The organism is Hyphomicrobium sp. (genome assembly GCF_041659645.1).
GTDB lineage: Bacteria > Pseudomonadota > Alphaproteobacteria > Rhizobiales > Hyphomicrobiaceae > Hyphomicrobium_B.
This window is the reverse complement of sequence record NZ_JBAZXX010000003.1, coordinates 761,776-786,366: the sequence shown is the minus strand read 5'-3', so window position 1 is coordinate 786,366 and position 24,591 is coordinate 761,776. Positions and strand designations below refer to the sequence as shown.

Here is a 24,591-nt window from a genome sequence, read left to right as displayed (position 1 = left end):
CGCCAGGAGCCTCAAACTTCAGGGCAAGTCTGCGCCCGGTCAGCTCTATCGTCACGATAGGCTGAACCTATTGAAGTTGCGACATTTATCCAAATTTCCTATCGCAGCGTTTCGGATATATTGCAGCGCGAAAGCGTCTTCTTTTGCTGCAACCGACCAGGAACACCGATGTCTCTTATCAATACCGCCATCAAGCCGTTCAAAGCTCAAGCGTTCAAACAGGGCAAGTTCGTCGAAGTCTCAGAAGCCGACATCAAAGGCAAATGGGCCATCTTCTTCTTCTACCCGGCCGACTTCACCTTCGTGTGCCCGACCGAACTTGGCGACCTCGCCGATCACCATGCTGAGCTGAAAAAGCTTGGCGTCGAGGTCTTCTCGGTTTCGACCGACACGCACTTCACGCACAAGGCTTGGCACGACAGCTCTGAAACGATCGGCAAGATCGAGTACGCGATGATCGGCGACCCGACAGGCACGATCACCCGCAACTTCGAGGTCATGCGCGAAGGCGAAGGCCTTGCCGACCGTGGCACCTTCGTCGTCGATCCGGGCGGCGTCATCCAGGCAATGGAAGTGACCGCAGAGGGCATCGGCCGTAACGCCGCCGACCTCCTCCGCAAGGTTAAGGCCGCTCAGTACGTCGCTGCGCATCCGGGCGAGGTTTGCCCCGCTAATTGGGAAGAAGGTCAGAAGACGCTCGCGCCTTCGCTACAACTCGTCGGCAAGATCTAAGACCACGCCTCATGGCCTTCCTCATCCTGGGAAGGCCATCGGCGCGCTTTCGGTTGGCTGGGCTTTGCGTGCCCCCAACGCATACCAGTCGCAACTTGAACGAATGCAGTCCCGGACTTCGAATAGGACACCGCCATGCTCGATGACGCACTCAAATCCCAGCTCAAAGCCTATCTCGAAAAGGTCGTACGTCCGATCGAGATTCACGCGGCCGTCGACGCAAGCGCGAAGTCTGTGGAAATGGCGAGCTTGTTGACTGAAATTGCCAACCTCTCCGACAAGATCACGCTGATCGAGGAGCAGGGCAGCGCCGAACGAACACCATCGTTCGCATTGACGAGCCCTGGCCGCGACATCACGCTCCGCTTCGCGGGCATTCCGCTCGGGCACGAATTTACGTCCCTTGTCCTCGCCCTTCTCCAGGTCGGCGGCCACCCGCCACGCATCGAACAGGCGATCATCGATCAGATCCGCGACCTCGACGGCGACTTCAGCTTCGAGACCTACTTCTCGCTCACCTGCCAGAACTGCCCGGATGTCATCCAGGCGCTGAACCTGATGGCCGTTCTCAATCCACGCATCAAGCACGTCGCGATCGACGGCGGCGTTTTCCCGAAGGAAGTCGAAGCGCGGCAGATCATGTCGGTGCCGACGATCTATCTTGATGGCGAAGTCTTCGGCCAGGGCCGGATGGACACCGAACAGATCCTCGCCAAGATCGACACCGGTGCAGCGGCGCGCAATGCCGATAAGATCAAATCTCAAAAGCCGTTTGAGGTGCTCGTCGTCGGCGGCGGCCCGGCAGGCGCGGCGGCCGCCATCTACGCCGCCCGCAAAGGCATCCGGACCGGCATCGCGACTGAACGCTTCGGTGGCCAGGTCCTCGATACGGCGGCAATCGAAAACTTCATCTCCATCCGCCACACCGAAGGCCCCCACCTCGCCGCTGCGCTCGAAGAGCACGTCAAGGAATACGACGTCGAGGTGATGAACCTTCAGCGCGCCGAGAAGCTCGTCCGAAAGGGCGAATACCTCGAAGTCGAATTGGCTGGCGGCGCCGCACTGAAAGCGAAGTCGGTCATCCTCTCGACGGGCGCGCGCTGGCGGCAACTCGGCGTCCCCGGCGAGCAGGAGTATCGCAACAGGGGCGTCACCTATTGCCCGCACTGCGACGGCCCTCTGTTCAAAGGCAAGCGTGTCGCCGTGATGGGCGGCGGCAACTCCGGCGTCGAAGCCGCGATCGACCTCGCCGGCATCGCGGCGCACGTCACCCTGTTCGAGCTCGATTTCAAACTGCGCGCCGACGAAGTGCTGCAGCGCAAACTCCGCAGCCTGTCGAATGTCGACGTCGTCACCGGCGCCAAGACCGCCGAGGTTCAAGGCGACGGCCAAAAGGTCGTTGGCCTCGCCTACGAAAGCCGTGCGACGTCCGATAAGCGCGTTCTCCCGGTTGACGGCATCTTCGTGCAAATCGGCTTACTGCCGAACACCGACTGGCTGAAGGGCACGCTCGAACTGACGCCGCACGGTGAAATCGTCGTCGACTCCCATGGCCGAACGTCGATGCCCGGCGTTTTCGCGGCGGGCGACTGCACGACGACGCCATACAAGCAGATCGTCATCGCCCTCGGCGAAGGCGCGAAGGCCTCGCTTGCGGCCTTTGACCACCTTATCCGCATCTCCGCGCCGGATGAAAAAGAGGTCAAAGCCGCTTAACCTGATCGAGGCCCTGAGCATCTTATGACACTTCGCGAGCTCGAATATTTGGTTGCGCTCGCGAAGTATCGCCATTTCGGGCGTGCGGCTGACGCTTGTCAGGTCAGCCAGCCGACACTCTCGGCGCAAATCAAAAAGCTCGAAGACGAACTCGGCGTCGCGCTCGTCGAAAGAGACTCGCGCGGCGTCATCCTGACGTCCTACGGCCACGAGACCGCCGCCCGAGCCCGGAGGATTTTGCTCGAAATCCAGCAGCTCAAAGAAAGCGTCCAGCAGAACCAAAACCCCGAAGCAGGAACCATCCGCCTCGGAATCTTCCCAACGCTCGGGCCGTATCTGCTTCCCCATGTTGTCTCGCCCGCGCGAAAGCGCTTCCCCGACCTCGAACTGCTGCTGATCGAAGAAAAAAGCAGCAGCCTGCTCTCGCGGCTGCGCGAAGGCGAGATCGATGCCGCCATCCTGGCGCTGCCAGTCAACGATAGTCAGCTGCGCACGGAATTCTTGTTTGAGGAGCGTTTCTTTCTCGCGGTTCCAACCAGCCATCCGTTCGCGCGCCGGACATCCATCGGCATTGGTGAACTCGTCGATCATGATTTGATGCTGCTCGAAGACGGCCACTGCCTGCGCGATCAGGCTCTTGAGGTTTGCGGGTTTTCCGGCGCCAGCGAGCGATCGTCCTTCCGCGCGACGAGCCTCGAAACGCTTCGCCAGATGGTGAGCGCGGACGTCGGAATAACGCTGTTGCCCGAACTCGCGACCCTCAACCAAGGGCCGCTATCGAGCGGAGTCCACCTGCTAAGCTTCAGCGACTCCAATCCGAACCGGCAGATTGCGATGTGCTGGCGCAAGAGCTCGGCGCGCGAACCGTTCTTTCTGAGCCTCGCCGAACTTTTTCGAAACTGCGTCAGCCAAGTCCTGCACGGACCGGCACGATCCCCGGGCCAAGGTCAATCCCGGACGGCCGCCCGGCGCAAGCTCGCATCCTAACCTCTGCCGAGGCCGACACTACGGCTTGTCCTTCCTGCCACACCCGCACAGCTTTAGCGGATCCGCGCCATACGGACGATTCCGGCATCGAATGACTTGTCCTAATCTCACTCTCGGCAACTCAATCCGGGGAGACATGCCGATGATCGAATGGGCCAATCGCGAACTATCGACCCTCGAGGGTCAATTGGCATTCTGGAAGGGTGGCGTTGCTCGCGTCTTCAACGGCCCTGCTTCCGAAGACGAAATCACCGAAGCCGTCATCGCAACACTCGAAAAGCATGTCGCGGACTGGCGGGCGCTGATGAGCGACCACGACATTCCTGTTCAGAAGCTCGCTGTCGCGAACGGTTAACGCGCCATTTCCGGGGCGCCTTGACTAGCCGCCAGAACGGCTTCTTTGGGTCTGAGAACTCGATAAATGTTTGCTTCGGATCAATCGGCGCAGCATCGACCGCGCCCGAAGCGAACGCAGATGCCGATCACAGTAGAAATGCGCGGCGTCCCAAAGGGTGCTTGCGCAGATTTCGAACGGAGCTTGAGCGCACGGTCGCCTTATGAATCGGCTTGCGCTAGCTTAATCCCAGCAGTTTCGTGGCTTTATAGTGAGGGGGGCCCGGCTTGGGGGGTAAGCCGGGCCCCGACGCTGAAGCGGCGCTTATGGGTGTGAGGGACGGCGCACGCTCCGTGCCAAAGCGGACCAGCCTAACGTGAGAGACCATGCCGATAGGACCATGGATCCGCTTGGCAAATGATGTGTGCGCCACTTGAATTGCTCAGACCATTCAGCCCGGTGCACTATATCAATTTCCCGGCCTTAGGCCGGATGGCCTATGACGATGCGTACGCGCCGCCCGCCCGGAGATGCGCTATGGCGTCCCTGTCGACCCTATTTGAGATCGTGCTTGATATCCGCCGTGATTAGATCCGAGGCTGGTTTGCTAATGGCACGGAAAGAACGAAGCCGATGCGCCGCGTTTCACTGAAAGTTTTGATCGCAGCGGCGATATCGCTCGTTTCGCTCCTGCTTACGATTGCCGTTTCCTATGTCATCGGCCACGACGCCGTGAGCCGCCTTGAACAAGAAATCGGTCAATCCCTGGCGCTCCTCGCCGATGAGATGCAGGACAAGCTCGACCGCACGATGTTCGAGCGCCTTCAATCTCTCGACAACATGGCAGCGCTCGGCCGAATCCTTCAGAAAACGGATTCGCCGGAATCCCTACGCACATCGCTCGAAAGATTTCAGACGGCCTATCCGGATTATTCCTGGATCGGGTTCGCGGACGCCGATGGCCGCGTCCTGAGCGCGACCGGTGGCGAATACACTGGTCGCAACGTCAGCGACCAGATCTGGTTCAAGGAAGGCCTGAAGGACGCTTATGTCGGCGATGTCAAATTGCCGAATGTCGGAAACGCTCCCCGCATTCCGCACGAAGGCCGTGGCGCATCGGATTTCATCGACCTCGCCGTTCCCGTCTCGGACTCCAAATCGACAATCGGCGTACTCGGCGCGACTCTGAGCGCGGATTGGGCCGAGGAAGTGCGCGACACCCTGCTCGGCAGCATGAAAGATGCCATCCCCGCCGATGTCATCGTTCTCAACGAAGCGCGACAGGTGCTGTTTGGCCCCGACGACATAGCCGGTAAAGTGCTCGATCTCCCGAGCATTCGCGCGGCCCGCCCCGGCAACGCCGGCTATGCCCTCGAACGCTGGCCCGACAAAAAATCCTACGTAACCGGCTTTTCCAAGAGCGACGGCTATCGCTCCTACTCCGGCTTGAACTGGATCGTGTTGGTGCGCGAGAACCAGCGACAAGCGTTCGCTTCCGTCCGCAGTCTCCAAAGAACCATTCTGGTATCAGGCGGCATTTTCGCGGCGATGGCGGCCCTCCTCTCGTGGGTGCTCGCAAGCAAACTGTCCCAGCCGCTCCTCCAACTCGCAGACGTCGCCGAGCGGCTGCGACGCGGCCAGAAACTCGAATTTCCGCAGGTCGGCGGCTATCAGGAAGCTCGCGTACTTTCGCAGTCGTTACGATCGCTCGTAAAAGAACTCGACGCTCAACAAGCTTCCCTTGCGGATGCCAATCAATCGCTCGAAAGCCAAGTGCGTGAGCGAACGCAACGGCTCGCCGAGCAAAATGTCGGCCTCGAACGCGCGAAGGCAGCCGCTGAAAGCGCCACCGAAGCGAAGTCGCGTTTTCTCGCCGCCGCCAGCCATGACCTGCGCCAGCCATTGCACGCTCTGACATTGTTTGCACGCGCCCTATCGCGACGCGTCAGCGGTGGCGAAGCGACGACGCTCGTTGCGCAAATGGAAGAAGGTCTGCGCGGCCTGAAGGGCATGTTCGACGCCCTCCTCAACGTCTCTCGCCTCGATGCGAAATTGATCGAGCCGGCGAGAACGCCGACATCCATCGCCGAGGTCATCGAGCGCATATCGGTCGGGTCGCGCGTCGAAGCGGAGCAGAACGGCCTGAAATTCCTAAGCCGCACACGCGACTGGGTTATTGAAACGGACGCGGCCCTGCTCGAAACCATCATTCGCAATCTCATATCGAATGCCTTGAAGTTTACGAAACACGGCGGCGTCGTCCTCGCCGCGCGCTACCGCAACGGCGAGCGCGTCATTGATGTTTGCGATACCGGCCCGGGGCTATCCGGCGATCGCCGCGAGAAGATCTTCGAAGAATTCTCCCGCACCGACCAACGCGCTTACGGTGTCAACGACGGCCTGGGCCTCGGACTTTCGATCGCCCGGCGTTACGCCGAGCTTCTCGGCATGAAAATCCTAGTCGCCTCGCGCCCAGGATTTGGCTCTCGCTTCACGATCGTCCTACCGGAAAACGCGATCGTGGCGCAGGTACGGCCGTCCGCACTGCCGCAAGCGCTGGATACAAGCGTCTATGGCGTGCGCATCCTCATACTGGACGACGACCCACTCATCGTCGCGGCGCTGACGAGAGACTTAGAGGATCGCGGCAACGTTGCCTTCGGCTACCAGACCAATATCGACGCGGAAGCCGCGATCGATAACGGCCTCGTGATCGATGCAGCCGTTCTCGATTTCGATCTGAGAGGACCGGAAACGGGCCTCGAATTCGTTAAGCGAATGGCGGCAAAGACCGGCGACGATATTCCAAGCGTGCTGTTATCGGGCGGCACCGATTCTGCGACTTTGGCGGTGCTTGCTAAATCGGGGCGTCCCTGGCTAACAAAGCCTGCCGATCCCGAACTCATCGCCGCGACGCTGAGCGCAATCCTCAAATCTCATAGAACTTCACAAAATTGCCTTAGCGCGGAATTGGGAGCAGATTTGAATGCCGGCTAATTTAGAGAAACAGATGGCAAATAATCAGCGCACCACCGTTCTCGTCGCGGATGATCACGGACTTTATCGCTCGGGATTCGGCTTCCTGTTGCGAGATCGCATGGGCTTTCGCTCCGTTATCGAAGCGGCGACATTCGACGCCGCATTGGATCGCTTGGCCGAGACGCCAAACGTCGAGCTCGCCCTCTTCGACCTCGCCATGCCCGGCATCACCGGCCCGGAGGGGCTGAGCATCGTCAAGGAAACCTATCCCGGCATCCGCGTCGCTATCGTCTCCGGTTCCGAGGAACGCAAAGACGTCGTGAAAGCTGTGGCGATGGGATTGAACGGCTACGTGCCGAAATCGCTCGGCGACGACGAAATCGTCGGCGCGCTGCAAGACATTCTCGATGGACGCGTGTTCGTGCCGCGGTTTATGACGTCCGGCGCCGCGGCGGCTCAATCTGACAACCCGTCGCAAACGGAGCGGGCCGGAAAAGGGGACCCCGGCGGCGGAGCCACCTACAAAGCCATTTCACCGCGCCAGCGCGATGTCCTGGACTGTGTCCGCCGGGGCCTTTCGAACAAAGAGATCGCCCGCGAACTGGACATCGCCGAGGGGACGGTCAAGATCCATCTGGCGGCTCTCTTTTCACACTTTGGCGCGCGTAACCGCACCGAACTTGCAACCCGGAGCTGATCGCTCCGCAAAAATTAACGCGGATAGGCTGTCAGGAAATAGCCGCGCCGAGCCGATGGACGAGCCACTGATGCAGGATGTCTGGATCGAATGGCTTCCTCACCACAGGAAACGGCGATGCGACGGCCGCGTAGTCCGAGTGCCCCGTCGTTATGATCGTTGGAACGGCATGGCCGATCGTCGCCGCGATGGCGAGGGCATCCCTGATGCCGCGCATCTGACCGTCGATTTCGATATCCGTAATGATCGCCGCCACGTTGCCGAGCCGATGTCCGAGCGTCCGGACAGCTTCGCGCGAGGAACGCGCCGCGACGCACGAATATCCCCAGTCGTCGATCAACATCGTAAGCGCCATGGACGACCGGTAGTCGTCCTCGATTACGACGATCAACGGGCGGCCAGAAGTTTTCGACGCCAGCGGCGCGCGATCGACCGCCATCGCCAGCATGGGGGTGGTCATCGATGAGCCTCCTCGTTTCCCAATCCTAGTGCTGGAGTTTGCGGCTTTTCGCGCCGCCGTCGCCATTCAGCGGGAGGCTATAGGCTGCTCGGCCTAGGGGTGACGGCAGAGTATTTTGCTCTGCAAATACGGAGGGATAACGCGACATTCGATACCGAAAGGACACCGGACTCTCGTATGCTACGCTCGCGTCTTTTCGGAAATCATCCGCGTTTCAACCCGGGCACGTATCATGGCGAATACCGCGAAAGTGAATGCGCCGACGACAGCACGAAAACGATCACGTTGGTATAGCCCGCGATCGATCGGCCGCTCGCTCGCCCTCAGGCCAAGAGTGGTCGTCGCAGTGATCACCACCTTTGCTGCGCTCTATCTCCTTCCGGCCTCCTTTCACGGCTCGGTCCGTGAAGCGCTCGCTTGGTGCGCGGGCGGCAGCGTCTATCTCATCACGTCATTCGACATCATGCTTGGGTGCCATTCCGATAAGATCCGAACCCGAGCCGCGCGCCAGGACGATAGCGCCCTTGTCATTCTCGTGCTTGTGCTAGCCGCTATGTTTTCGAGCTTTGCCGCGATCTTCGGGTTGCTTGGCGCCGCCAAGGCGGCATCGAATGAGGGCAAACTGTTCTTCGTCGGCCTCGCCGCCGCGACCATCGTCATTTCATGGTTCGTGACGCAGGTCGCATTCACACTTCATTACGCCCACAAATACTACGCGCCCGATCCATCGCACCAGACAACGCCCGACGCCCCAATGGCATTGACGTTCCCCGGCGATCCGGCACCGGATTACTGGGACTTCTTCTATTTCGCGACGTCGTTCGGCGCGGCATCGCAGACATCCGATGTCATCATCAATAATAAAATGATGCGCCGTCTGACGACACTCCACGCCATCGTCTCGTTCTTCTTCAACACGATGGTGCTGGCGCTGACGATCAATCTTGCCGCAAGCTTGGCATCATAATCCTCAGCGCAAGCGCGTTGATCCGACGCCGTTCAGCGCTTCTGCACGAAGACGGTGCCGGCCGAATATCCGGCGCCGAACGAGCAGATCAGCCCGGTCTCGCCGGAATTGAAATCGCTGCTCGCCGTATGAAAGGCAATGATTGATCCCGCCGAACTGGTGTTCGCGAACGCGTCGAGGATGATGACGTTTTCCTCCGGCGTCGGTGTACGATCCAAGACCTTTCGGCCGATCATATCATTCATGTTGATGTTGGCCTGGTGCAGCCAGAGGCGCTTCAGTCCCTTCGGATTGACGCCCATATCGTTCGCGTGCTCGACGATCATTTCGATCACCATCGGCACGACTTCGCGAAAGACCTTACGGCCTTCTTGCACGAAAAGCTTGTCCACCGCTCCGATCCCTTCCGGCGCGCAGCGATTGAGAAAGCCGAAATTGTTGCGGATGTTGTTTGAAAATTGCGTCTTCAGCCGAGTGCCGAGAATGTTCCATCCGCCGCTCGTCAGCGCCTCGTCCGTCACGATGATTGCCGTCGCCACATCGCCGAAGATGAAATGACTGTCGCGATCGCGAAAATTGAGATGGCCCGAGCAAATCTCCGGGTTAACGACGAGAACGGCCTTCACCGATCCACCGGCAATAAAGTCCGACGCCGTCTTAATGCCGAATGTCGCTGACGAACAAGCGACGTTCATATCAAAAGCAAACCCCGTAATCCCGAGCGCGTTCTGGACTTCAATCGCAATCGCCGGATACGGCCTCTGCATGTTCGAGGCCGCGCAAATGACCGCGCCGATCTCGCGAACGTCGCCGCCCCAAATTGCCAGCGCATCCCGTGCGGCACGGACAGCGATCTCCGCGAGAACAGAAAGCTCGTGGTCGCGTCGCTCAGGGATGTTCGGACGCATCACGGCGGGATCGAGGATGCCGGTCTTATCGACGACATAGCGGGATTTGATCCCCGAAGCCTTCTCGATGAACTCCGCCGACGACGGCTGCAACGGCGCAATCTCTCCCGCCTCGATCGCGGCGGCATTTTCCGCGTTGAACGCGCTGACGTAGGCATTGAAGGCCGAGACGAGTTCTCCATTAGAGATGCTCTCTGGCGGGATATAAATCCCCGTCGCGGCGATGACTGGCTGCGGCACGAGCGTTTCCAATTGCGTTGCGGGGCGTTGATCCGCCCGCCTGTTGTTAGCCGTCAAGAGAGCGTCCCCTGGCCGCGCCCGGCAGCAAAAAAATTGCCGAAACCCGTGGCCCGTTTGACGGCTGACGATCTCTCGTCGCCTCCCATAGCGCAGCTTCCGGCGAACTCCAATCGCCGCAGCGACCACCCAGTCGGCGCCGTCGACGCCTACTGGTGTTCCAAAGGGAACTCCGCGAACAAAATCAGCGCGTCGCAGCCATGCGCCTGTTGCAGACGGAACAGCTGCACCTCCCGCTCGAAGTTAATCCTCGTCTCAAGTTCATGAGGAGACGATGCCATGTCCGCTCAAATTTCGACGCTAACGACGACCCCGGCCAGCCAGGAAAGCGCGAACGGCACGACATTTCGCATCGCAGGCGGACGAACCGGCATCCTGCTGATCCACGGTCTCTGCGGCACTCCGGCTGAGATGCGCTACGTCGCTATCGGCCTCGCCCGCGCCGGATATACCGTTCACTGCCCGACGCTCGCCGGGCACGGCGGCACTCGCAAGGAAATTGTCGCGACGACATGGCAAGATTGGTATCGCAGCGCCGAAGCCGCACTCGACGAACTCCGGCAAGAATGCGACACCGTGATCGTCGGCGGACTTTGCCTCGGCAGCATCATCGGATTGCATCTCGCAGCCAACAATCCCGAGAAAGTTCAGGGCGTCGCCCTTTTTTCCCCGACCCTCTGGATCAACGGTTGGGCGATGCCCTGGTACAGCAAGCTGTTCGCACTGGTCCGCAACCGCTGGATCGCGAACTTAATGCAATTTCCGGACGCCGAGTCGCTTGGCATCAAATGCCCGCGCGTTCGCGAATTCGTCCGCGCCGCTCTTGCAGCGTCAGATGGGTCGGATCTCGGAACGGCTGGCGTGCCGGGCGCCATGGTCCTCGAACACCGTCGCCTCGTCGCTGCCGCGAAGAAATTACTCGGCAAAGTCCGTCAGCCTGCGCTGATTGTGCATTCGCGCCAGGACGATTACGCCGACCTCAACAACGCGACCTACCTCCGGGCGAAACTGCCGACCGCTGTCGACCTCGTCGTGCTGGACGACAGCTATCATATGGTCACGCTCGATAAGCAGCGTCACTTGGTTGTCGAAAAGACCCGTTCGTTCGTGGAGCGCGTCGCCATGAGCGCAAACGCGGTTACGACCATCGCTGCGGAAACAGCTTGGCCCGTCGAAGCAGCTTAGAAAGGAAGGCGTTACGATAGCAAAAAGCGAAATGATCGCTACGCTGACGTCACGGCTGATACAGCGCGGCCACGCACCGGATTTACCGAGCTCGAAAAGAGCCCGTGGAGCCCGCTGGGCGCAGCCGCGTCGGGAACTCCGGATACGCAAAACCTTATTCCGGAGCCCGAGCGAATTTAGCCGGAAAATGGTTGCTAGAATGCAAACGTTCCAAATTATCTTGAAACGATATTCCGATCTTAAGGCCTGCTTAAGTTTTCGGACGCCGCAAGAGCCAATAGACCATCGGCACGGTCAACGCATGAGGTAGAAATCTCAGCGCCACATAGAAAAACAGGTTTGAAATCCCGGGAACGATAACGCGATTGCCGAACATGAAGCCGCGATAGGCGCTGGCTGCAACGCGATCCGCTGACATCGATGGCAAGATAAATCGATAGAGCGATGTCTCCGCGCCCATATCTTCGTGAAATGACGTATTGACGGGCCCCGGCAATAGGGCGGACACCCGAACGCTCTGTCCCGAGGTCTCGCTGGCGATGGCTTCCGTCAACGAGACGACGTAAGCTTTGCTCGCATAATAGGCCGCCTGGTTCGGACCTGGGACGATAGCACCCAGAGACGCAACATTCAGTATGCCGCCGCGCCGTCGCGCGAGCATCGGCGGCAGCGCTCCTCGCGTCAGCCGTGTCACGCTCTCGATATTGAGCGAGATCAGCCGAGATAAATCTTCTTCGGCGTGGCTCTCAAAGGGGCCCGCAAGTCCGATCCCCGCATTATTCACCAAAATATCGAGATAAAGTCCGGAGCGATTGAGCGTCGCCGTCATGACGTCCAACGCATTGCGCTCGCTGATGTCGCATACGATCGTCGTGACATCGAAGCCCGTCAATGCCTTAAGATCGGCAGCAGCCTTTTCGAGGCCTTCCGCGCTGCGCGCGACGATTGCGGTTTTGCGTCCAGCTTCGAGAAATCGCCGGGCCATTGCCAGCCCGATACCGCGCGACCCGCCTGTCACGACGACGGCGGGCTCGAGGCCCGCTACGTCTTCCCGCGATTGGCGTATTTTGTCATTCTCGCTTGAGAGCCGCCACGGCATGAGCCGTGTGTACCAGGGAGCCGGCGTGTTCTGCATGTTCTAAGGACGGCCTGCTGACTGTTCTCCCGACGTCAGCCGAACGTAAGTAAAGCCGAGGCCGCCCGCAAGACAGCCCGAGGCACGATTGAGGAACCTGCTTCGATTTCAGGTCGTTCGAGCCGAAGGTGAAAGCACCTCGCCATTCGATTTCGTCTGAAATTTTTGCAGAAGATAGTCGAGCGAGATCGGCCCCGGTCCGGCGATGGCCAACCATCCGAACAGCGCCATGTATGACACTTCTTCAAAGCCAAGGAGCGTCTCGAGCGAATCGACTTGCTCCCATTTCGCGCTGATAATCGCGACGATCATGACGATAACGAGCGGCACGCCTGCAATTCGCGTGAATAATCCGAGCAGCAGGAACAGGCCCCCGAAGAATTCGACCCCCGAAACGAACGGCGTCGTGATCTGGGGAAAGGGGATACCCCAGGATGCGAAATTCGCCGTGATCTGCGGCAGCGCATTAAGCTTTTCCCAGCCGCTCCACATGAAAACCCAGCCGACGACGATGCGCGCAAAAAGCGGCCCGAGCCACATGAAATAGCGCGAGAGACGTTCCGGTACGTCGATCAACCAGTGTGTCAGGAAATTCATGGCACTTGCCCTCAGCTGGAAAAAGAGGCGGATCAGCCCGCCGCAACTGATGGGGTGTTACGAGCGGCCTCGGCCGCGGGTTACATCTCGACCGGAATAATTGTGTGCACGCGCTTGCCCACCGTCCGCGATGTAAAATTATCTAAACTTTCTTTTCAGAATTTCGAAACGTCCGCCCGCTGCCATCCGTAACCCAACCGTGTCCCAGGTAATCGGGACACAATGACAGCGTGGAAATACAAAACCTTCCAAAAGGGAACATACCATGAAGATCAGTGTAAAGTCCGGTTCGGCTATCGCAGCCGCTGCAGCATCCCTCATGCTTGCGAACGCCGTTATGTCGAGCGTGGCATTTGCCGATGAAGCAATGGGTCATTGCATCGGCGCCAATGCCTGCAAGGGCCAGAGCGCATGCAAGAGCGCTACGAATGCCTGCAAGGGCCAGAACGCCTGCAAGGGCCAGGGCTTCTCTGAGACGACCAAAGAAGGCTGCACGACCGGCAAGTTCGAACCGGCGAAATAAGCAGACCGAAGTGAAAAGCGCCGCTCGAACAGCGGCGTTTTTCTTTATCCCGGGACAATCTTCCCAGCCCGGCGAATAGAAATACAAGGTTCGAGGCAGATCCATGACATTGAGACATTTTGCGAAGGCGAGCCTAGCATTGGCGATCGTCGCTTTGACAACAGTCGGGGCTTCTGCCGCCGAACAAAAGACATTCGACGAGACGGCTTTCGCCGCGGTCCAAGCCCAGGGAAAACCCATCCTAATTGATATCTCTGCGCCGTGGTGCCCGACCTGCCAAGCTCAGAAGCCGATCATCCAAAAGCTCTCCGCCGAGCCGCAATACAAAGACCTGACGATCTTCGAGGTCGACTTCGACACCCGGAAAGACGTCTTGAGGAAATTCCGCGCCCAAGTGCAAAGCACACTGATCGTCTTCAAGGGCGACAAGGAAACGGGCCGCTCCGTCGGCAGCACCAGCGAAGAGGCCATCGACGGCCTGATGCGCAAGGCACTCTAGGGGTCCGAGATCATGCTTGCATCCTTTGCATTGGCCTTCGTCGCGGGCATTCTCTCCGTTTTGTCGCCCTGTGTGCTTCCGCTCGTCCCGATCGTCATGGGGACGGCGGCATCTGCACACCGCTACGGTCCCCTGGCGTTGTCCGCAGGCGTTGCAATTTCGTTCGTCGCGATCAGTCTCTTTGTGGCGACGATTGGCTTCTCGATCGGCCTCGACGGCACCTTTTTCCGCTTCATTGCGGCTTCGCTTCTGATCGTGATCGGCGCCGTGCTGGTCATTCCGGTGCTGCAAGAGCGTTTCGCGGTTGCTGCGGGGCCTATTTCGAACTGGGCGGATCACGCTCTCGGAAGCTACGCTGGCCCCGGAATTCTCGGCCAATTTGGCGTTGGCCTAGTCCTGGGTGCGGTCTGGAGCCCCTGCGTCGGCCCGACACTTGGCGCGGCTTCGCTGCTCGCAGCCCAAGGCACGGACCTCGGGCAAGTGGCGGTGACGCTGCTCGCTTTCGGCTTCGGAGCTGTGGTGCCGCTGATCATCCTCGGCGCCCTTTCGCGCGAAATTCTCAATCGGTGGCGCGATACCCTGTCATCTGCGGGATCGAGTGGCAAATATGTCCTTGGTGGCGTCTTGATCCTGACCGGTCTCGCCATCTTGACCGGCTTCGACAAAACGCTCGAAACGCATATTGTTGCAGCGTCTCCGGCTTGGTTGACCCAGTTGACCACACAGTTCTGATACGAGGAGAGTACGATGCTCGTTCAAGCGAAGGCGAATGCTGTGGCGCACCGTCAGCCCGCGACCGAGGACAAGCCCCGTTATCTCGGCTTCGGATTGGGGCTCCGCTCGCAGCACTACGCCGACATTCTCGATGGCGACCCGGATATCGATTGGTTCGAGGTCATCTCGGAAAATTATATGGTGCCCGGCGGTCAGCCGCTGCGCATCCTTGACCAGATCCGCGCCCGCTATCCGATCGTCATGCACGGCGTTTCGCTCTCGATCGCCTCCACCGCCCCCTTCGACCCCGATTACTTGAAGCAGCTTAAAGCGCTCGCGGACCGAACGGAGCCCGTGTTCGTTTCTGACCATCTTTGCTGGACGGGTGTCCATGGCGTCAACCTCCACGATCTGCTGCCATTCCCATACACGCGCGAGGCACTCGACCACGTCGTTTCCCGCATTCAGTACGTTCAGGATTATCTCAAGCGGCCCGTGGCGCTCGAGAACGTCTCGACCTACGTCCAGTTCCGCAATTCCGAAATGCCGGAGTGGGAATTTATCGCCGAAATGGCGAAGCGAACGGGCTGCTGGCTGGTGTTCGACGTCAATAACGTCTACGTCAGCGCCTTCAATCACGACTACGATCCCCACGAATTCATCGCAGGCATCCCAGCCGACCGTGTCGTCCAGTTTCATCTGGCGGGCCATGAGCACAACATGACGCACATCATCGACACCCACGATGCCCTCGTCTGCGATGAAGTCTGGACACTTTACAAGGCGGCGCTCGATCGCTTCGGGCCGGTCTCAACGATCATCGAACGCGACGACGACATCCCGCCGTTGGCTGCAATGCTCGATGAACTCGGCAAAGCACGCGTGCTCGCCGACGAGGTGTTCTCCGGATCGAAAAAGCCCTAGGATTTCGTATGTCGCCACCCGTCGCCGTATCGTCCGGGAAAGCCCAAAGTTCAGCGAAAGCTGAAAACGCCGCGCCGACGCTGAGCGAAATGCAGGAAGCCTTTCAACGCGCCGTAATTTCCGGTGACGACGCTGTGCTGAATGAGATCCTGGACAATTCGCGCACCGATAGGAATGTCCTGTTTGGCGTCTACCGTCACGCCTACGCCGCCCGCCTCGTCGAGGTCATTCGCAACGATCATCCCTTTCTTTCGAGCTACCTGGGCGACGACGTGTTCAACGAAATTGCGCGGGCCTACATAGAGGCCTGCCCGTCGCGGAACCAGAACGCACGCTGGTTTTCGCATCGCCTGCCGGATTTCATCGCGGAGACACACCCCAACGAGCCGCACCTTGCGGAGCTTGCCACATTGGAACGCGCACTGAACGATGCTTTCGACGCGCCCGATGCCGAACCGTTGGCGCTCTCTGATCTCGCCGCGGTCCCCCCCGAACTCTGGGCCGATCTCATTTTCGAGCCGCATTCGTCCGCACAGCGCCTTGTCTTCACGACCAATGCGCACGCGCTTTGGCTTTCGCTCAAGAAGGAGGAGACGCCACCTCAGGTTGAAACGCATCCAGCACCGGAAAATATCATTGTCTGGCGCCACGAGACGACACCCAAGCTCCGCCGCATGTCGGGTGAAGAAGCCATGATGTGGAATGAGACGGTGAATGGCGTTCCCTTCGGCAGTCTTTGCGAACTTGTCGCCATTTATGACGACCCCGACTCGGCCCCGCTGCGCGCCGCCCAGCATCTCCAGGGCTGGATTATCTCCGGCCTCCTGGCAAAAGCTCAGACCGAAGAATAATTCGTGCAATTGCGGCACGGAACCGCGATGCCGCCAAACCCAAACCAAATTCTTCCGCTCTCTGGCCCCGGATTATAAAGATCGAACGGGCACGAGTCGTTCGAGGTAAGGAAATTGGGGCGCCGGCGGGATTCCGGGTGCGTCATTCCTATAAAGATCGGGTGGGGGACGTGAAATTGGCGGGGATTGAGTTTTACACGCGCGCGTTGAGTTGGCGGACGGCGCGGCGTCTGGCGGCGGTCGTCGCGACGCTATCGGTGATGTTCATCGGACCCAGCGTGCCCGCCGCCGTACAGGTGGTCGAAGACGCGGACGCGGCGCAGCGGCCGCCGGTTGTCATCCCAATCTTCTTCACCTCGAAAACCGACGATTGCTACGACAGCGGCATCGTCACCGCCATCAAGCGCGTTGCGACGCTGGCGCAGAACTACATCAACCGGACCGGCGGCATCGGCGGCCGTCAGTTGATCGTCAATCTCTACGACGACAAAGACGATAATCGGCGCGCCATTACCAATCTTGCCCAAGCAATCGCGGATCCGCAGACTCTCGGCATGGTCGGACTTACGAACTCCACGCGCGCCAAAGCCGCCCTCGATGCCGTCGGAAAGGATCTGAATGCGAGCAATGTTCCCTTCCTATCGGACATTTCGGTCACCAACCTCATCGCCAATTATCCCTCCATCTTTACGACAAGACCCTCGGAAGACGAAGAGCGGATGCCGGTCATCAGTTCATTCATCAAGGAAATGAAATTCACCAAGGTGGCGTTCGTCGGAATTAAGGACAACGTCGCCAGCGGCAATCTCGGAGATTCCCTGAAGCAGCTTCTTGGCGCCGATGCCATCGTCGCAGATCACCGCCTCGCCCTTGCCGACGACAAGTTGGACCCGTCCGATATCGCCGCGACCATCGAGGATCTCAAGACCAAGACGCCGGAATTGGTCTTCCTCGCGATCGGCAGCAAGCGGCTCAAGGATGTCCTGACCCAATTCAAAACCGCCGGATACACCCCGCCAATATTCGTGACTGGCCGCCTTGAAACGTTGGTTTCAAAAAGCAGCAGCATCTACCCCAACAATCTTTACCAGCTCGCCTGGGAGGGATTTCCCGACGTCTACAGCGATCGTTTGCGCGACTTGTTGCTGACCAGCACCAATCCCGAATACTGGATCTTCGAAGGCGCAAAAAACGATGCCGCGCCCGGCTGGAAAGACGGCACCTGCAAGCTGCGCGACGATGACGTCCCGCCTGATGTGCTCGACGACGAAAACATTCGCGCTCTGCAAATCAGCATGCGCTACGCGGATATGATCCGGCTCATTGCGGAATCCGCGCGGTCTGCTCCAGCAACCGCCAACGTCCCCGCTCTTCGCGACTTCGTCGTGAACGACCTGAATACGACGTACGCCGCCGGCAAAGGCATGTTCAAAGGCCGCTTCGGAAATTGGTCGTTCCGTCCGTCATCGCGCGCCGCCGCGCGTGCGCCCTTGATCGTGATGCTGCCGCGCGGGCTCGGACACGCCCAGCTTGCCCCGATGCAGTTCCTGAATCTGCGGAACAACACCACAAGGCGTATCGACACCCTTTACGCCGATATTGATCTCATTCGCGCCGACCGCATCGACGACAATGACCAGACATTTCTCGCCGATTTTTACATCTCGATGAATGACAAAAACGGCGCATCGATTGATCAGATCGAATTCTCCAACGCCTACCTCGAACCGGGCTCGAATGACCGCCAGATTACAATCCGGCCAATTCACGATGGCGGCAAAAGCGACGCCTACCCGGACAACATGAAAATCTATCAGGTAACAGGCAAATTCCTCTATCAGCCGAACCTTCGAAACTATCCGTTCGACACGCAGAAGTTTTCGATCGACATCCAGCCAAAACATGGCAGCGGCGCATTCATCGTCCAGCCGCCACCGCAGGAGCTGCGCGACAAATCGATCACCGTCGATGGCTGGGACCCCAAGAGCCAGTACGTCGGCTACGACGAGGATTTCGTGCGCACCATCGATGCGCAAACCCTCCAGCCGAGTGTCGTCCCTTTCTATAAGGCAAGCTTCGTCTGGCTCATGAAACGACAGACAACCGATTACTTTCTTCGTGTCGTCGTGCCGTTGGGCTTCATCCTGTTCATTGCTTATCTATCGATCTTCATTTCGACGCATCACTTCGAAGCCATTGTGACGATCCAGGTGACGGCGCTACTCTCGGCCGTCGCGCTCTATTTGGCCCTGCCGAAGCTCGACGCCAACATCGAGACGCTCTCGGACAGACTATTCCTGTTTACGTATCTGGTGCTGAGTGTGATCATCGCGATCACAATCGCCCGTGTGAACAGGCGCGTCGAACCGATCGGTTGGCTCAAGAAATCGCTCGCCTTCCTGCATATTACGCTCGTTCCCCTGATGGCCGCAGGCATGGCCTATTACGTCTATCAGGCGAGCATGGCCTGACTCTCAGGCCGCGGCGGCGTCCGAGCGGATCTTGTCGAGCAGCTTGGTGAAAGCGGCTACGGCCGGATTGCGTGACTGTGCGGCGCCAGCCCGGCCGTTGAATGCCGCGACAAGGTGCCAACCAAGAGCGGGCTTCTTCAGCGTCGCTATCCCGATCTTGGGAGTCTTCGCGAGAGAGGCGCGCGCGAGCGCAAATGTCTTCGGAACCAGCGCGATGCCGAAGCCCCTCGCGACGAGATCGAGAAGCACCTGCACGTCGCCGACTTCAAGCACAGTCCTGCGCGAGACGTTGACGGCACCGAACGCCTGATCGACAATTCTGCGAGTGCCTTTGTCTGGCTGAAAGTCGACGAAGGTCTCGTCGCTTAGACTTTCAAGCGACAAGTTCTGCTGCCCTTCAAGCGGATGTCCCAACGGATGGGCAATAACCAGCGTATCCGATGCGATCGGTATCGAGACGATCTCGCGGCTTTTCTCATAGAGCGGAAAGAACGCGAGATCGACGCTGCCGTCCTTGACCTTCTCCATAAGGGTCGCGCCAGTGCTGTGGCAGAGCCGAATTTCAACCGCCGGATAGAGGGCGTGAAACTCGCCAAGGAGAAGCGGAAGGTCAAAAAAGGCGTGGAGGCTTCCGCAGATGCCGATGCTGAGCGAGCCGCGTTCCAACCCGTTGATCGCCGCAACCGCGCGCCGCGCATCCTTGACCCCATCAATGATGCCCTGCGCTTTTTCGTAGAGAACGCGCCCCGCGACGGTCAGCTCGACTCGCCGGGTCGTTCTGACGAAAAGCGGCGCCCCCATCTCCTGCTCCAGCGCGCGTATGGACGCAGACAAGCCAGACTGAACGATGTTCATTTTCCGTGCGGCGCGCGTAAAATGCTGTTCTTCCGCGGCGGCTACGAAATGTTCGAGTTGCTTGAGGTCCACAGCTTGAGCGCCATCTGAGATTAATCGCTATATAAGAATAATGTCATCCTAACATACTATTGGACAGATGGACCACGTTCACACCAATTCTCGACGAATGTCCTTCGATCCGATCTCCTGAAATCCCGGGGGAAATGCAGAGTAGGCGACCTCCGCAAACGAGCGCGCGGTTTCGTCGCTGTCGATTTTAGCGGTTTGAGAGACGGATGTCCGCCGGGCCCTGAGTTAGTCGCGAAGGCGGTGACCGGCTTCCATTTCGAACCGGCGGTGTGGAGATTTCGGAACTATGGCTGCACTTGTGCGAATCGCCCTGCGGTTGCCGTACACATTCGTTGTGCTGGCACTGCTCATCCTTCTCACCGGCGGCTTGGCGGCTGTGCGCACGCCGGTCGACATCTTTCCGAATATCCGAATTCCGGTCATCGCCGCTGTTTGGCAATACACGGGCCTCCCGCCCGATGAATTGTCCGGCCGCATCACGACCCCGTTCGAGCGCGTGCTGACAACGACCGTCAACGACATCGAACACATCGAGGCCAACTCCTATACCGGCATTGGCATCGTCAAAATCTTTTTCCAGCCGGGCGTCGATATCAGCGTCGCGAACGCGCAGGTGACTGCTGTTTCGCAAACGATCTTGAAGCAGATGCCGCCCGGCGCGACTCCACCCCTGATCCTGAACTACAACGCCTCGACCGTGCCGATCCTGCAGCTGGCGCTCGGCGGCGACGGATTGACAGAGCAAAACCTGTCGGACCTCGGCCTGAACATGATCCGCACGAGATTAGTGACGGTTCCTGGCGCAGCCGTGCCTTATCCCTACGGCGGCAAGACACGTCAGATTCAGATCGACCTTGATAATGCAGCCCTGCGCGCGAAGGGCCTGTCCGCACAAGACGTCCAGAGCGCCTTCTCTGCTCAGAACCTGATCAATCCGGTCGGCACCCAAAAAATCGGTGCCACCGAATACACGATGCAGCTTAACAACGCGCCGTCGGACATCGACTCTCTTGGCGATTTGCCGATCAAGGCCATCAACGGCGCGATGGTCTACATTCGCGACGTCGCCCATGTCCGAGACGGCAACCCACCGCAACAGAACATCGTCCACGTCAACGGCAATCGATCCGTGCTCCTGTCGGTGTTGAAAAACGGTGCCACATCGACGCTCGATATCATTCAGGGCATCAAAGACAAGATCACCGAAATCAAGCCGAGTCTGCCGGACGCCCTAACGATTGCGCTGCTTGGCGACCAGTCGGTTTTCGTCCGGGGCGCCGTCAACAACGTCATTCACGAAGGTGTCCTGGCGGCTGCCCTCACCAGCGTGATGATCTTGCTCTTTCTCGGCAGCATGCGTTCGACCATCATTATCGCTACGTCTATTCCCCTCGCAGTCCTTTCATCGGTCGCGATGCTGTCGGCGCTCGGAGAAACGCTCAACATCATGACGCTCGGTGGCTTGGCGCTTGCGGTCGGCATCCTCGTCGACGAAGCAACAGTCACGATCGAAAACATCAACTACCATTTGGAGCAGGGCAAGGACGTCGAAACCGCTATCCTTGACGGCGCCGATCAGATCGCGACGCCGGCATTTGTCTCGATGCTTTGCATTTGCATCGTGTTCGTCCCGATGTTCTTCTTGACGGGGGTCGCGCGTTTCCTCTTCGTGCCGATGGCCGAAGCGGTGATGTTCGCGATGGTCGCCTCTTTCATACTATCGCGAACGCTCGTGCCGACGATGGCGATGTACCTGCTGAAGCCGCACGATCCCCATGCCCATCAGAGGCAGACACGCAATCCGTTCGTGCACTTCCAGCGTGGTTTCGAGCACAGCTTCGAGACGTTCCGCGCCGGCTACCACGGGATGCTCGAAGGCGCGCTCCGTCATCGGATAATCGTTGTCATCGCCTCCTTCGGATTCATCGGATCTTCGTTCCTGCTGGCCCCATACCTCGGCCAAAACTTTTTTCCGTCGGTCGACTCAGGCCAGATCCTGATGCACGTCCGCCTTTCCATCGGAACGCGCGTCGAAGAAAGCGCGCACGAATTTGCGCGCATTCAAGACGCCATTCGCGAGATCATCGCGCCCGAGGATCTGTCCGCGATCGTCGACAACATCGGCATTCCGGTCAGCGGCATCAACATGACCTATAACAACACGGGCGTGATCGGGCCGCAGGATGGCGATATCCAAATTGCCCTCAATCAAGACCACCGCCCCACGCCCGAATATGTCAGGGAACTCCGCGACCAGTTGCCGAAGCAATTCCCGGGCGCGACCTTCTCGTTCCTTCCCGCCGATATTGTCAGTCAAATTCTGAACTTCGGCGCCCCGACACCAATCGACCTGCAAATCCGAGGCCCGAACCTCGCGGCGGGATACGACTACGCCCAGAATATTTTGCGTAAAATCAAGCTCATTCCAGGCGTCGCGGACGCGCGCATCCAACAATCGCGCAACAATCCAGGCTTCAAGGTGGTCGTTGACCGCTCGCGCGCTCAGTACGTCGGCGTCACCGAAAAGGACGTCACGAATAGCCTCAGCACGAGTCTTGCCGGAAGTAGCCAGGTCAGCCCGACCTACTGGCTAAACCCCAAGAACGGAGTGTCGTACCCGATCGTCATTCAGACGCCACAGTACCGGTTAGACACGCTTAACGAGCTGCAAAACCTCCCGATTACGGCAACGGACACAAGCCGTCCCTCCCAAATACTCGGCGCCGTCGCGAATTTCGACCGGGCCACGACGAACGCCGTCGTATCGCAATACGACATCCAGTCGATGGTGCAGATTCTGACGACGACCGAGGGACGCGATCTTGGCGCCGTCGCTGCCGACATTCAAAAGGTCGTCGACGCCACGAAGAGTGAGCTTCCCAAGGGGGCGACCGCCGTCCTCCTCGGCCAAGTCAAGACAATGAATAGCGCCTATGCCGGAATGTTGTTCGGTCTCCTCGGCGCCATCGTGCTTATATACCTGCTGATCGTCGTCAATTTCCAATCGTGGGGCGACCCACTGGTGATCATCATGGCGCTTCCCGCGGCCCTGGCCGGCATCGTCTGGATGCTCTTCCTGACCGGAACGACGCTATCGGTTCCCGCTCTGACCGGCGCCATCATGTGTATGGGCGTTGCGACCGCGAATGCCGTTCTTGTGGTGAGCTTTGCCCGTGAGCGATTGGCCGAACACGGCGACCCAATCCAGGCGGCGCTGGAATCCGGCTTCGTCCGTATCCGTCCCGTCTTGATGACCGCGCTCGCAATGGTCATCGGCATGGCGCCGATGGCGCTCGGTCTTGGCGAAGGCGGCGAGCAGAACGCGCCTCTCGGCCGCGCCGTTATCGGCGGCCTTATCTTCGCGACAACTGCGACGCTCTTCATTGTGCCGATCGTCTTCAGCCTGATGCACAGACGCCGAACCTCACGCTCTTCGTCACCGCAAGGTGCAACTCCTGGAGAATTTCATGCTGCCTGAAACGCCTGCCGAGCCGCCCCGGCGCTCGCGCTGGAAAATGCCTTTGGCGACGATCATTTTCGTCGGTGGCGCTGCGTTTCTCGCCTTCACCGGAATAGAGAGTCGCGGGCAAAGCGTTGCCCAGCTAAAATCCAAAGCGGCCGAGCGCGCCGTGCCGACGGTTGCGACCTCCACGCCAACCGTCGAGCAGAGCATCGGCGTTCTCGATCTTCCCGGCCGTCTCGACGCCTTCTACCAGGCCGCGCTATTCGCGCGCGTCAACGGTTACGTCGCGAGCCGCAACGTCGACATCGGCTCCAAGGTGAAGGCCGGCGACCTCCTCGCGACCATCGACGCCCCCGATCTCGATCAGCAACTGTCGCAGGCGCAATCGGACTTGACCAACGCCGAGGCCAATGCCGCCCTCGCGGACGTCACGAACCAGCGCTATCAAGCCCTGCTGCCGAGCAACTACGTTACTCACCAGGCGGCTGATGAAAAAAAGTCCGACCTCGATGCCAAGAACGCCCTCGTCAAATCCGAGCAGGCGAACGTCGACCGGTTGAAGGCGCTCTCCGAATATAAGCGCATTGTCGCGCCCTTTGCCGGCATCATAACGGTTCGCAACACCGACGTCGGCAACTTGATCAACACCGGCAGTTCAACCGGCTCGGAAATGTTCGTGGTCTCGGACGTTCACAAGCTGCGGCTCTACGTCAATGTACCCCAGGCCTACGTTCCGACGATCCCGACAGGCACGATCGGTGCCCTGACCGTTCCCGAACGGCCCGGCAAAAAGTACGATGCGAAGGTCGAGGCATCCTCCGGCGCCGTCGACGTCGCTTCCGGCACGACGCGCATGCAGCTCATCGTCGACAATGCCGCCGGCGAGTTAATGCCCGGCGCCTACGCCAACGTCCATTTGACCGTCGGCAATAAGCACAACGTTCTCGTCGTGCCATCGAGCGCCATCATATTCGATAAAGCCGGCATTCGCGTCGCGACCGTCGACACGGATGGAAAAATAGCGCTGAAGACCATCACGATTGGCCGCGACCGCGGCGCCACCATCGAAATCGCATCCGGGCTTTCCCCGGAAGATCATGTGATCGAAAACCCGCCCGACGGTGCGGTCGATGGCGATCGCGTAAGCGTGAAGGAAAAACCCAGCCCCGCCAACGCACCCTCGACGTCGAACGGGCCGCTGCCGGCAAACAAAAGCTGATCTTCG

21 protein-coding genes are annotated in these 24,591 nt (G+C 59.3%); 16 read left to right on the top strand and 5 right to left on the bottom strand.

Translation table 11 applies throughout. From position 1 onward, the window contains the following. Window positions 1-168: 168 nt before the first annotated feature. The 6 genes from ahpC to WC811_RS13720 all read left to right on the top strand — a co-directional run bounded on the left by ahpC (window position 169) and on the right by WC811_RS13720 (window position 7,445). Window positions 169-732, top strand: coding sequence for an alkyl hydroperoxide reductase subunit C (ahpC, locus tag WC811_RS13745; RefSeq protein ID WP_372645485.1), 564 nt, complete (start codon window positions 169-171; stop codon window positions 730-732). Between the two features lie 135 nt (window positions 733-867). Further along, the gene (gene ahpF / locus WC811_RS13740; protein ID WP_372645483.1) at window positions 868-2,448 is read left to right on the top strand and encodes an alkyl hydroperoxide reductase subunit F; all 1,581 of its coding nucleotides are present in this window, start codon (window positions 868-870) and stop codon (window positions 2,446-2,448) included. 24 nt (window positions 2,449-2,472) lie between these two features. Further along, on the top strand, window positions 2,473-3,435 hold the full coding sequence (locus WC811_RS13735) for a LysR substrate-binding domain-containing protein (RefSeq protein WP_372645481.1): 963 nt from the start codon (window positions 2,473-2,475) through the stop codon (window positions 3,433-3,435). Window positions 3,436-3,577: 142 nt separating this feature from the next. Further along, window positions 3,578-3,790: a hypothetical protein gene (locus tag WC811_RS13730; RefSeq protein WP_372645479.1), complete on the top strand. Its 213-nt coding sequence runs from the start codon at window positions 3,578-3,580 to the stop codon at window positions 3,788-3,790. Between the two features lie 612 nt (window positions 3,791-4,402). Beyond that, complete coding sequence (locus tag WC811_RS13725; protein ID WP_372645477.1) at window positions 4,403-6,766, top strand: ATP-binding protein; 2,364 nt, start codon at window positions 4,403-4,405, stop codon at window positions 6,764-6,766. A 13-nt stretch (window positions 6,767-6,779) separates the two neighbouring features. Beyond that, window positions 6,780-7,445: a response regulator gene (locus WC811_RS13720; RefSeq protein WP_372645475.1), complete on the top strand. Its 666-nt coding sequence runs from the start codon at window positions 6,780-6,782 to the stop codon at window positions 7,443-7,445. A gap of 31 nt (window positions 7,446-7,476) precedes the next feature. On the opposite strand, the gene WC811_RS13715 is transcribed toward WC811_RS13720, so the two are convergent. Further along, window positions 7,477-7,905 (bottom strand): response regulator, encoded by a 429-nt coding sequence (locus tag WC811_RS13715; protein ID WP_372645473.1) that lies wholly within the window; start codon window positions 7,903-7,905, stop codon window positions 7,477-7,479. A gap of 346 nt (window positions 7,906-8,251) precedes the next feature. Between WC811_RS13715 and WC811_RS13710 the strand changes: the two genes are divergently transcribed. Beyond that, entirely contained in the window at window positions 8,252-8,872 is a 621-nt protein-coding gene (locus WC811_RS13710; protein WP_372645471.1) for a DUF1345 domain-containing protein, read from the top strand. Window positions 8,873-8,904: 32 nt separating this feature from the next. Here WC811_RS13710 and WC811_RS13705 read toward each other — a convergent pair whose 3' ends face one another. Then, window positions 8,905-10,020: a beta-ketoacyl-ACP synthase III gene (locus WC811_RS13705; RefSeq protein ID WP_372645469.1), complete on the bottom strand. Its 1,116-nt coding sequence runs from the start codon at window positions 10,018-10,020 to the stop codon at window positions 8,905-8,907. A gap of 336 nt (window positions 10,021-10,356) precedes the next feature. Here WC811_RS13705 and WC811_RS13700 point away from each other — a divergent pair, with 336 nt between their 5' ends. Continuing rightward, entirely contained in the window at window positions 10,357-11,262 is a 906-nt protein-coding gene (locus tag WC811_RS13700) for an alpha/beta hydrolase (protein ID WP_372645467.1), read from the top strand. Window positions 11,263-11,512: 250 nt separating this feature from the next. On the opposite strand, the gene WC811_RS13695 is transcribed toward WC811_RS13700, so the two are convergent. Then, window positions 11,513-12,397 carry an SDR family NAD(P)-dependent oxidoreductase gene (locus WC811_RS13695; protein ID WP_372645465.1) on the bottom strand — a complete coding sequence of 295 codons (885 nt, stop codon included), beginning with the start codon at window positions 12,395-12,397 and terminating at the stop codon, window positions 11,513-11,515. Window positions 12,398-12,505: 108 nt separating this feature from the next. Beyond that, on the bottom strand, window positions 12,506-12,994 hold the full coding sequence (locus tag WC811_RS13690; RefSeq protein ID WP_372645463.1) for a DoxX family protein: 489 nt from the start codon (window positions 12,992-12,994) through the stop codon (window positions 12,506-12,508). A gap of 265 nt (window positions 12,995-13,259) precedes the next feature. On the opposite strand from WC811_RS13690, the gene WC811_RS13685 reads away from it, so the two are divergent. From WC811_RS13685 to WC811_RS13660, 6 genes are all read left to right on the top strand, one after another. Continuing rightward, a complete protein-coding gene (locus WC811_RS13685; RefSeq protein ID WP_372645461.1) occupies window positions 13,260-13,517 on the top strand; it encodes a hypothetical protein in 258 nt (85 codons plus the stop codon). A 103-nt stretch (window positions 13,518-13,620) separates the two neighbouring features. Next, window positions 13,621-14,016, top strand: a complete 396-nt coding sequence (locus tag WC811_RS13680; protein WP_372645459.1) for a thioredoxin family protein — start codon at window positions 13,621-13,623, stop codon at window positions 14,014-14,016. 12 nt (window positions 14,017-14,028) lie between these two features. Further along, complete coding sequence (locus WC811_RS13675) at window positions 14,029-14,748, top strand: cytochrome c biogenesis CcdA family protein (protein WP_372645456.1); 720 nt, start codon at window positions 14,029-14,031, stop codon at window positions 14,746-14,748. A 15-nt stretch (window positions 14,749-14,763) separates the two neighbouring features. Beyond that, window positions 14,764-15,654, top strand: a complete 891-nt coding sequence (locus tag WC811_RS13670; RefSeq protein WP_372645454.1) for a DUF692 domain-containing protein — start codon at window positions 14,764-14,766, stop codon at window positions 15,652-15,654. A gap of 8 nt (window positions 15,655-15,662) precedes the next feature. Further along, complete coding sequence (locus WC811_RS13665) at window positions 15,663-16,505, top strand: putative DNA-binding domain-containing protein (protein ID WP_372645452.1); 843 nt, start codon at window positions 15,663-15,665, stop codon at window positions 16,503-16,505. A gap of 170 nt (window positions 16,506-16,675) precedes the next feature. Then, window positions 16,676-18,976 (top strand): ABC transporter substrate-binding protein, encoded by a 2,301-nt coding sequence (locus tag WC811_RS13660; RefSeq protein ID WP_372645450.1) that lies wholly within the window; start codon window positions 16,676-16,678, stop codon window positions 18,974-18,976. Between the two features lie 3 nt (window positions 18,977-18,979). Here WC811_RS13660 and WC811_RS13655 read toward each other — a convergent pair whose 3' ends face one another. Continuing rightward, window positions 18,980-19,903 (bottom strand): LysR family transcriptional regulator, encoded by a 924-nt coding sequence (locus WC811_RS13655; RefSeq protein WP_372645447.1) that lies wholly within the window; start codon window positions 19,901-19,903, stop codon window positions 18,980-18,982. A 286-nt stretch (window positions 19,904-20,189) separates the two neighbouring features. On the opposite strand from WC811_RS13655, the gene WC811_RS13650 reads away from it, so the two are divergent. Then, window positions 20,190-23,381 carry an efflux RND transporter permease subunit gene (locus WC811_RS13650; RefSeq protein ID WP_372645445.1) on the top strand — a complete coding sequence of 1,064 codons (3,192 nt, stop codon included), beginning with the start codon at window positions 20,190-20,192 and terminating at the stop codon, window positions 23,379-23,381. Continuing rightward, window positions 23,371-24,585 carry an efflux RND transporter periplasmic adaptor subunit gene (locus tag WC811_RS13645; RefSeq protein WP_372645442.1) on the top strand — a complete coding sequence of 405 codons (1,215 nt, stop codon included), beginning with the start codon at window positions 23,371-23,373 and terminating at the stop codon, window positions 24,583-24,585. Before WC811_RS13650 ends, WC811_RS13645 begins: the two co-directional genes overlap by 11 nt. The last annotated feature ends 6 nt before the right edge of the window (window positions 24,586-24,591 follow it).